Source organism: Gilliamella sp. B3023 (genome assembly GCF_026536845.1).
Taxonomy (GTDB): domain Bacteria; phylum Pseudomonadota; class Gammaproteobacteria; order Enterobacterales; family Orbaceae; genus Gilliamella; species Gilliamella apicola_E.
This window is the reverse complement of the sequence record NZ_JAFNNH010000023.1, coordinates 20,593-30,260: the sequence shown is the minus strand read 5'-3', so window position 1 is coordinate 30,260 and position 9,668 is coordinate 20,593. Positions and strand designations below refer to the sequence as shown.

Here is a 9,668-nt window from a genome sequence, read left to right as displayed (position 1 = left end):
CGTCCTTAATCCTTAGGGCGGGGGTGGGGGTGATAAAAAATAGTGTTGAGTCATTAAAAGTAAGCTGACTCAAGGAGTCAACGTCTTTTAGCCATAAAAAAAAGCGATTTTGCGGCTAAGCGATGCTTCAATTACCCGCCTCGGCGGGTTTATTTTTTAGGTATTTTATCTCAAAAAAAGTTGAGGAGCGGGGTTTTTGAAGCTTCAAATCACGAAATTATAAGTTTTATAGCTATTAGCAATAAAAAGATACCAAAGTATTTTATCAATTTATTTATCGATAATCGTTGTGCAATTTGTACACCCATTTTTGCCATGGGGATACTGGTGATCATAATGGATATTACTGCTGGTAGATAGACAAAGCCTAAACTATATTCTGGTAATTCTTCAATATTCCATCCTGCAATAATGTAGCCAATCGTTCCGCCAAGCGCTACCGGTAAGGTAAATGCCGCAGAGGTGCCAATCGCTTTACGTATATCTACCCCGCATTTTTTTAAGAAAGGAACCACCAATACTCCCCCACCGACACCAACTAGGGCAGCAAACACGCCAATTAGTCCACCAATAATGATATAAATCGTGTCATGAAATGATACAGCGTTTCGATTTTGGGCGACATTGGTGCTTTTGAGAATAAATTTACTTCCGGTGTAGACAAGAAAAACGATAAAAATCCATTTTAACCAAACACCGGGAATATAAGGTGTCATATACGATCCGCCCATCGTGCCAATCATGCATCCTAATACCATCTTTTTTAGAATCGACCATTGGATATTATGATTTTTATTCTGAACCCAACTTGATGATAAGCTGGTGCCAATAATGGTGGCAAGCGATGAGGCGACGGCGATGTGGTTTATCCATTCTCCACCATGATTAAAGTGATTAAGTACGATTATTAATGCCGGTACAATTAACGATCCACCACCCACGCCAAATATACCTGCTAGCAATCCCGCAAATGCGCCTATCATTAAGAAGATTATAAATTCGACAACCATTTTTTGTACTTTTTTATCATTTTTTAAATTCAGGAAGATAATTATAACTGTTTTTTATAAGTGCGTAATAATTCTTGGTTTTGATACAAAATTTTTTGTTCTTTTTGTATAATGCTTACTTTTCGTTGATTAAGGATTTTAGGTTTAATGCTGACCGATATTTTACGTGGTGCGATGATTTCAGCGAGTTTAATTATTGCTATTGGCGCGCAAAATTTGTTTGTGCTTAAGCAAGGGTTGTTAAAAAATCATATCTTTTTTGTTGCTGCTATCTGTTTTTTTTGTGATTTCGCTTTGATGACTATTGGTATATGGGGCGTGGGGGCTTTTATTAGTCGTTATCCTATAATTACTAATTCATTAGCCATCTTTGGTGCATTGTTTTTGCTTTGGTATGGATTTAATGCATTTAAAAGCGCAGTGAGAGGTGATAGCAGTATGCAGGTTGATTCTGCCGAGCAACGAAAGAGTTCTTTAACAAAAGTGATTTTGTCGACAATTGCGGTGACTTTACTTAATCCTCATGTTTATTTGGATACAGTGGTAATTGTTGGTGGGATTGCCGGTACGTTTTCTACTGAGCAAAAATGGGCGTTTTTAATTGGTGCAGTTTGTGTGTCATTTATTTGGTTTTTTGGTATTGGGTATGGCGCTAGGTTGCTTACGCCTCTATTTAGACAAAAAAGGATGTGGGTCATATTGGATTCGGTTGTTGGGCTGGTGATGTTTTATATTGCTTATCGACTTATTGTTTATGTGATTTGTGGTCAATAATGTGACGCTTTTGGCGTTGCATTTTTTATTAATCTGTTCGTTTTCCTCATTTCTTACTCATTTTTTACGTGATATCCATCACAATTATCAGATTTCTTCTCTTATACGATATTTATTTTGGTGTTAATTTGTCAGTAATAATTTGATCCAAGCTTTTTTCGGCTGATTATTAACATTTTTAGTCAATTATTTTTGCCAAAAAACGCTCAATGGAATAAGGCGTTCAAAGTTGATTGTTTAGATAAGGAGTTTATATGACAAGTAAAATAGTTAAGTTGACGTTGTTGATTAGTGCAACGCTAGTTACTGGGCAAGCACTAGCGCTTAAACAAATAGGGCTTAAGAGTCATCAATTAAAAAATATTGTAGTTGATAATCTGAAATTTAAAGACTTTGATCGTGATGGTAAGTTATCACCTTTTGAAGATTGGCGCTTATCTCCCGAAGTTCGTGCACAAGATTTACTTGCCAAATTGTCGTTAGAAGAAAAAGCAGGCTTAATGATGCACGGTAATGCCAAAGCTTATGGTAGTGAGATTGGGCATGGTGATAAGTATAATCTAGATGAAATTAAGCAGTTAGTGCTTACTGATAAGGTAAATAGTTTAATTACGCGTTTAGAAGTCAATCCTAAGGATTTTGCTAAGCAAAATAATCAATTACAAGAAATTGCTGAGTCTTCTCGATTGGGGATTCCTTTAACGATTAGCATCGATCCTAGAAATACCTTTTATTATGATGATAAAGTGACCAGTAAAAGCGGTTTTAGCCAATGGCCAGGAACTTTGGGGATGGCGGCGATTGGTAATGAGTTTGTGATTAATGAGTATGGTAATATTATTCGACAAGAGTACCGTTCATTGGGTGTCACTCAGGCATTATCACCCATGGCTGATCTGGGAACTGAACCAAGATGGTCTCGTTTTGAGGGGACATTCGGTGAAGATCCAATGCTGAGCAAAAGCATGGTTCGTGGTTATATCTCTGGTATGCAAAATGGTAAACTTGGTCTAAATTCACAAAGCGTGTCAGCCGTGGTTAAACATTGGGTTGGCTATGGTGCCGCCGAGAATGGTTTTGATAGTCACAGTTCTTATGGTAAATATGCACTTTATTCGAAAAAAGATAGTTTGGAAGAGCATATCATTCCATTTATAGGTGCTTTTGAGGTGAATGTGGCAGCGGTTATGCCGACGTATTCGATTTTAAAAAATGCGGAAATTAATGGTCATAAAATCGAAGCAGTTGGTGCTGGCTTTAACCGTTATTTGTTAAAAGATTTGCTACGCGATACTTATAAATTTAAAGGCGTAATTATTAGTGATTGGAATATCACTAAAGATTGTAATGAAGTCTGTATTAATGGTAATCCGCCTGATGTTCCGTCTAAACCTGAAGGTATGCCTTGGGGCGTTGAAGATTTGACTGTCGAGCAACGGTTTATTAAAGCTATCGAAGCGGGTGTTCAACAATTTGGTGGCGTGAGTGATAGTTCTGTTATTGTGTCAGCAGTAAAAAATAATAAATTGGACGAAAAGGCAGTCGATAGTGCTGTGTTAGCGATTTTGACGCAAAAATTTGCTTTAGGACAATTTGAAAATCCTTATGTCGATCCAAACCAAGCTAGTCGTTTTGTTGGCAATAAAAATTTCCAAAAGATTGCTGATGAAGCACAATTTAATTCAATGGTTTTACTAGAAAATAATGATAAAGTTTTGCCATTGAAAGCGAAAAGTAAAGTCTTTTTATACGGTTTTGCCGATGACGCTAAAAATACCCTTAAAGGTAAAGTCACCATTGTCGATAAGTTAGAGCAAGCTGATGTAGTTGTGGCTAGGGTAAATGCACCTTTTGAGCAACCTCATAAGAACTACTTTTTTGGCGCAAGATATCATGAAGGTTCATTAGAATTTGCGGCGGATGATAAAGATATTAAATTTATCAATGAGGCGAGAAAATCACATCCCGTTGTAGTAACTGTTTATTTGGATCGCCCAGCCGTTTTAACACCTATTAAGCAAAGTGCTAATGCGATTGTAGCAAATTTTGGTGTTAAAGATGAGGTGCTATTTAAACGTTTATTTGATAGCAAACCTTATAATGCTAAATTGCCAATTGCATTACCAGATTCAATGGATAGTGTTATCAAACAATCTTCTGATTTACCAAACGATATGAAGGCGCTCTATCCGTTAGGTTATGGAGTAACCCGTTAGTCGCTCCTTTTTAATGTCGTTTTATTCTATGCTATTGCCTAAGGGCAATAGCTGTTTTGCGTTACATCATTTTCTCTATCAATTTTATCTTTAATCAATAGTTCTCACTTATTTCTTTTATTTTTCTTTTGAAGGGACGCTTCAGCGAAATTTTTTGAGGTAAATAATAAATATATTGAATGATGCGTTTAATTAATGATGTTTTGACAAGAGAGAAAAAATGGTGGGTCGTGAGCGATTCGAACGCTCGACAAACGGATTAAAAGTCCGCTGCTCTACCGACTGAGCTAACAACCCATAAAATAAGTAGTAAGTGGTGGGTGATACCGGGTTCGAACCAGTGACCCCCTCCTTGTAAGGGAGGTGCTCTCCCAACTGAGCTAATCACCCCAATGTTTCTTTCGAAAACTTCACGGTAAGAATTGGTGGGTGATACCGGGTTCGAACCAGTGACCCCCTCCTTGTAAGGGAGGTGCTCTCCCAACTGAGCTAATCACCCTTACCGTGTGGATGTGCATTATAAGGCGTGTCTTATTTCAGTCAACCTTTTTTTTTACTTTTCCTAAAATTTAGCCCTGTTCGGTGTAATTTTAGTCATTTTTTGGATGATACTTCGCAAAAATGGATTTTGTAGGTTTGAATCTAGATAATTGTGATTAAGATTGGACGATATTGTTTTTCAATCTATTTAGTATGATGGTTTTTAACAAAAGTCGCGTAGTAATTTATATCGAACCCACAAAACTGCACTATGAGTTAGTCGAATCAAGCGGGAAGGTGAATAAGGATTTTATCGTTTATCAAGATTTGGCTGATATCGATCAGTTTATGCATAATCTAAAACTACCAAGGTTAACGTCAGTTGAATTAAATTTAAGTGATGATTTTGTACAGTATCAGAAAACCACTTATCCCGATGTTAAATTGACGGTAAGCGAATTGACTAGTTATGTTGAAGCATCCCTATATAAACTTTTCCAACAATCTGGCAATCAGCTTTTTTTTGATTATGTATTCATTTCACCTAAAACATTAATGATTGCTATTTGTGAGCGTAAAACGGTTAATGACTGGTTAGATTTGTTCCAAAAATATGGAGTAACATTTGTCGGTAGTCATTTTGAAAATAGTTCATTTAACTTTCTACCATGGCGAAAACAAAAGGCAAAACAGCACCAATTCAAGTTACTTCTTTTTGTTGTTAATTTTATCGGGGTGTTGACCTGTTATTTTTTTTATCTTTTGATGAACACACAGTCAGACATCGAACACTATTCTCAACAACTATCTGCTCAACAAGTGTTGCAACAAGAGTTGTTGGCTGAATCTTATATTCCTAATCCTTCACCAAGTCAAAAACAGATCCAACAGTCGCTACAAATGCTTTCTAACAAACTACCAGCAACGATTTGGTTAAATCTGTACGAATATGAGCCTGAAAAAATTAAAATTACCGGTCGTAGTGTCAATTATGTGGATATTATCAATTTTAATCAGCAACTTTCTGCAAATGTGACGAAAAGTCAGGTAAAAAATATTGAGAAAAGTCAGGATAGTTTGTTGTTTCAAATGGATATTGAGTTGAATGAATAACGACTTTCTAGAGAGGCCGATTTGGCAACAATACTTAGTTTGTATTTTATTACCGTTAACACTGTTTTTTATTGGTTATCAATTTTTTATTCAGGACTTAAAGCAACAAGCTGATCAGCAAATGGCGTTGTATCAAGAAAAGCAAGTTGAAATTGAAATGCTTCAAGCAAGAATTGAACGTTATCATGCTGCTAAAAATAGTTCGCTAACTTTGATAACCGAGCATGAACTTGCTAACGCTATTGATCGTCATCATTTGAAGTTGATGTCGTTCAAACTGGAACAAAATGATTCAGCAACTTATTGGGATGTTGAATTAAATGGGCAATTTTTTGATTTTATGAAATTTATTGGCGATTTTAACGAAAATTTCTACTATTTGAACTTTCAACAGTTATCAATCGGTAAGCAAGATAATTATTTGCGGATTAGATTTAGTTTGTTGTTTAAGAAGGGTATGCAATGAGTCGCTATTTATTTGTTTTTGCATTGATGATGTGCTGTTTCACAGTGAATGCTGATGGTCATCGCGATCCTTTTTTGCAAAAGATTGAGCTAGGTTGCCAAGAACAGACCGATCTTTTAAATATGCAGATTCAGGCTTGGCAGTTTAGAGGATCTATTCAACGCGTTAATTATCAGCAATTATGGCTTTCGTCAGATAATGATTGGTTAGCTATTACTGATAATAATGTTCCTCATGTTTTGTTTCCTTGGGAAATTGAAGCTGTGTTCAGCGATAAAATTTTATGGCAAGCAAGTTTACCTGAGTATTGTAACGATAAAGTGCTTTGGACAATGCCGTTAACTAAATAAGATGAGATCGATATTTGAGGTTGTAATTAATGAATCAAGCCAGCCAACTATTTAGTCAATTAGTTCGTCAATTAGCAAAGAATTTAAGGCAATTGACGATTTTGCTTATGCTTTTATCAATTCCATGTTTGGCTGAGCCTTCCATTTCAGCACAAAAAGAATCAAATGATCTTATTTCAATGAATTTTTATCAAACGGATGTCGCAATTATTTTGCAAGCGCTGGCTGATAATAAGCAGATGAATTTAGTGATGATAGATGATATATCAACTAAACAAACCCTCAAACTTAAGAATGTTGATTGGCAAAAAGCTTTAAAAGTGGTGTTAAATTCAGCAAATTTACAGGCCGAAATTGAGGACAATATTTTGTTTGTCTCAAAATCTATTGAGCCGGAGGTGCTTGCGCAAAGAGAGTTATTAGAGCAAAAGGAACAGGAGTTAAATCAGCCGTTAACTTTGTTAACCATTCCGATTAAACATGGCGATCCTAATAATTTAGTAGAGACCATCCAGCAACAAGGATTATTATCTGAACGCGGAAAGGCGATAGTTGATAAGCGAACCAATTCAGTGCTTATTACTGATATGACCAAACAATTTGCGGATATTAAGAAGTTAGTTAAGGCTTTGGATCAACCCATTCCACAAGTCCATATCTCGGCCCATATTGTCACTATGAGTGATGAGAGTATGGAGGAGTTAGGGATTAAATGGGGATATTGGGGTAAATCTTCACAATTTTTTAATCAGCTGGATGTTGACCTTGGGGTCGTTAATCCTTCTTCTTCTGCGGGTTTTAATTTAGCGAAACTTTCTGGTAGTTTGTTGAATTTGGAACTTTCAGCATTAGAATCAGAAAATCAGTTAGAAATTATTGCTAGTCCGAATTTATTAACTGCAAATCAAAATATGGCATCGATTAAGCAAGGAACAGAGATTCCGTACGAAGTGTCAACGGGGGGGAATGGTTCGACATCCATTGAATTTAAACAAGCGGTATTAGGTTTAGAAGTTACGCCTAAAATTGTTGCTGATAAACAAATGATCTTGGATTTATATATCACACAAAATACTACGGGTCGTTCGATTAAGCGCCGTGATGGGGGAGAAGCTTTAGCCATTGAAACGCAAGAAATTAAAACTCAAGTGAAAGTTAAAGATGGTGAAACCGTGGTTTTGGGTGGAATTTTTCAGCAAGTTAATAGTAATGGGAAAAAGAAAGTACCTGGTCTTGCTCAAGTGCCAATTATTGGGAATGCCTTTAAATATAATGCTAAAAAAAATCAAAAAAGGGAATTAGTGATTTTTATTACTCCGCAATTAGTTGAGTAAATAGCGATGGAGTTGTATCATACTCTACCATAATTTATGACTTTGTATTGAGTTAGTTGATTCTCTGCAAAGTGTCGTTATTCTAATCACCAATTATTATAAAAGTTGAGAATATCATGTTTCATTTTGTTGCTTCTGATCTAGATGGTACTTTGTTAAATACCGAACATAGTTTATCGCCGTTTACAAAAAAAATTCTTCAGGCATTACGGGAAATGGGTATTCATTTTGCTTTTGCGACAGGCCGACACCATATTGATGTTACTCAAATGCGTGAAAATATGGAAATCGATGCTTTTATGATTACATCAAATGGGGCAAGAGTTCACGATAGTAATGGTAATTTAGTTTTTAGCCGTAGTTTTGATCCTAATTTAGCTAAAGAGTTGGCGGTAATTTGTAAAGACAGTCCATATATTTATACCCATGTTTACCGTGGCGATGATTGGCTAATTAATAAACCTGATGCCTATTCGCTTAGCTTTTTTGTTGATACAAAATTTAAATATCAATTTTTTGATCCAACTAATTTTGATACCAGTGATATTGCCAAAATTTATTTTACGACCTCTGATATTAACCATAACCATTATTTGGTGGAGTTGAAGGACAAAATTGAAAAGCAATATGGTAATAAAGTTAGCATCGCGTTTTCAACGCCAAACTGTCTTGAAGTTATGGCGGAAAATGTGACTAAAGGCAGTGCATTAAAGTTAGTGGTTGAAAGCTTAGGCTATCAACTCAAAGACAGCATCGCTTTTGGTGATGGTATGAATGATTACGAGATGTTAAAAATGGCAGGTAAGGGCTGTATTATGCAAGATGCGAGTCCTGAACTTAAAGCACTGCTTCCTGAGTTGGAAGTTATTGGATCTAATGCTGATGATGCTGTTCCCCATTATTTAGCTAATCTTTTACTTTAATCTATTAATTATGATTATTGATAAAGAATTAAATACATTAGGTTTGCGTTGTCCTGAGCCGATTATGCTAGTGCGTAAAGCGATTAGGGAATTAGCTGTTGGTCAAATACTGCACGTTGTTGCTGATGATTTGGCCACAACGCGTGATATCCCGAGCTTTTGCCGGCATATGGATCACCAATTAGTTAACTCACAAGTTGAATCCATACCATTTGAATATTGGATTAAAAAATCACATTAATATAGTGTGTTAAGCTATTTTTTATTACCTATTTTGATAAATCAATTTTTTTGAAATGATAACGAAGTGTGCGCCAGTCATTAGGCGCAAGGTTATCAATCATTAAAAAAAGAGTTCTTCTTTTACCATTTCGCCGTGATTTTAAATTAATAATGATTATATAACGTAGTAGTAGTGGTTTTCGCGTTAAATACCAACGCTGTTTGTACCAATAAATTTGGTGTATATATTCAAATAGCGCAAATTCACCTTTTATAGTTTTGAAATAGCAAATACTACGCCACCATTCGATTATTAAGATTAATATTAAAACAAAAGTATAACTATTTAATGAAGTATGCGCTAATTGCAATAAGCAAAGAATAATCAAAATAAGATAAAAGCAGGTTGCACTCAAAAATTGTAATAACGAAGGGGTAAGTTTTGTGCTCCACATATTAATCTTGTTTAAATTGATAAAATCACAATTATCTATTCGTTTTATCAGTTTTATTTAAAAATATAAAAATATTGTGAGATAATACACAAAATAATTTGAAAATTTACTAACTTTTGAGAACCTATCAATTAGTTGTTTAACCTGTAGCAAACCTATGTGGTATTTAATATCTGATCTATTAAGTTCTGCTAAAAAATTAAGTTATAAACTAATAAGTAATGGAATATGAAAGTGAAAATATATTAAAGGTAAATTTCTTTTTTAATTTAATATGTTAATAATTGTTTAATGGATTTAAACAATTTTTTAAGCATGGGTTAGC

Annotated in this window: 10 protein-coding genes and 3 tRNA genes; 8 read left to right on the top strand and 5 right to left on the bottom strand. The window is 35.1% G+C overall.

All coding sequences use genetic code 11. The features are described from left to right. Positions 1-209: 209 nt before the first annotated feature. Positions 210-1,010, bottom strand: a complete 801-nt coding sequence (locus J3U16_RS11190; RefSeq protein ID WP_065734356.1) for a sulfite exporter TauE/SafE family protein — start codon at positions 1,008-1,010, stop codon at positions 210-212. Between the two features lie 150 nt (positions 1,011-1,160). Here J3U16_RS11190 and J3U16_RS11185 point away from each other — a divergent pair, with 150 nt between their 5' ends. Together J3U16_RS11185 and J3U16_RS11180 are read left to right on the top strand one after the other, a co-directional pair. After that, entirely contained in the window at positions 1,161-1,784 is a 624-nt protein-coding gene (locus J3U16_RS11185) for a LysE/ArgO family amino acid transporter (RefSeq protein WP_416379869.1), read from the top strand. A 254-nt stretch (positions 1,785-2,038) separates the two neighbouring features. Further along, positions 2,039-4,000, top strand: coding sequence for a glycoside hydrolase family 3 protein (locus tag J3U16_RS11180; protein WP_267337460.1), 1,962 nt, complete (start codon positions 2,039-2,041; stop codon positions 3,998-4,000). Between the two features lie 221 nt (positions 4,001-4,221). Here the strand turns inward: J3U16_RS11180 and J3U16_RS11175 are convergent. The 3 genes from J3U16_RS11175 to J3U16_RS11165 all read right to left on the bottom strand — a co-directional run bounded on the left by J3U16_RS11175 (position 4,222) and on the right by J3U16_RS11165 (position 4,499). Then, positions 4,222-4,297: transfer RNA gene (locus tag J3U16_RS11175), tRNA-Lys, on the bottom strand. Between the two features lie 17 nt (positions 4,298-4,314). Then, positions 4,315-4,390, bottom strand: a tRNA-Val gene (locus tag J3U16_RS11170). A 33-nt stretch (positions 4,391-4,423) separates the two neighbouring features. Continuing rightward, positions 4,424-4,499: transfer RNA gene (locus tag J3U16_RS11165), tRNA-Val, on the bottom strand. Positions 4,500-4,777: 278 nt separating this feature from the next. Between J3U16_RS11165 and J3U16_RS11160 the strand changes: the two genes are divergently transcribed. The 6 genes from J3U16_RS11160 (at position 4,778) to tusA (ending at position 8,907) form a co-directional block, all read left to right on the top strand. Then, the gene (locus tag J3U16_RS11160) at positions 4,778-5,593 is read left to right on the top strand and encodes a PilN domain-containing protein (RefSeq protein WP_267343081.1); all 816 of its coding nucleotides are present in this window, start codon (positions 4,778-4,780) and stop codon (positions 5,591-5,593) included. Continuing rightward, positions 5,586-6,059, top strand: coding sequence for a hypothetical protein (locus tag J3U16_RS11155; protein WP_267330161.1), 474 nt, complete (start codon positions 5,586-5,588; stop codon positions 6,057-6,059). Before J3U16_RS11160 ends, J3U16_RS11155 begins: the two co-directional genes overlap by 8 nt. After that, entirely contained in the window at positions 6,056-6,409 is a 354-nt protein-coding gene (locus J3U16_RS11150; protein WP_267337464.1) for a hypothetical protein, read from the top strand. The genes J3U16_RS11155 and J3U16_RS11150 overlap by 4 nt, the downstream gene beginning before the upstream one ends. A gap of 29 nt (positions 6,410-6,438) precedes the next feature. Further along, positions 6,439-7,743: a secretin N-terminal domain-containing protein gene (locus tag J3U16_RS11145; protein ID WP_218060004.1), complete on the top strand. Its 1,305-nt coding sequence runs from the start codon at positions 6,439-6,441 to the stop codon at positions 7,741-7,743. Between the two features lie 116 nt (positions 7,744-7,859). Then, positions 7,860-8,666, top strand: coding sequence for a Cof-type HAD-IIB family hydrolase (locus J3U16_RS11140; protein ID WP_267337467.1), 807 nt, complete (start codon positions 7,860-7,862; stop codon positions 8,664-8,666). A 10-nt stretch (positions 8,667-8,676) separates the two neighbouring features. Next, complete coding sequence (tusA, locus tag J3U16_RS11135) at positions 8,677-8,907, top strand: sulfurtransferase TusA (protein ID WP_065563097.1); 231 nt, start codon at positions 8,677-8,679, stop codon at positions 8,905-8,907. A 28-nt stretch (positions 8,908-8,935) separates the two neighbouring features. On the opposite strand, the gene J3U16_RS11130 is transcribed toward tusA, so the two are convergent. Beyond that, positions 8,936-9,343 (bottom strand): protein YgfX, encoded by a 408-nt coding sequence (locus J3U16_RS11130; RefSeq protein WP_065734363.1) that lies wholly within the window; start codon positions 9,341-9,343, stop codon positions 8,936-8,938. Between the last annotated feature and the right edge of the window lie 325 nt (positions 9,344-9,668).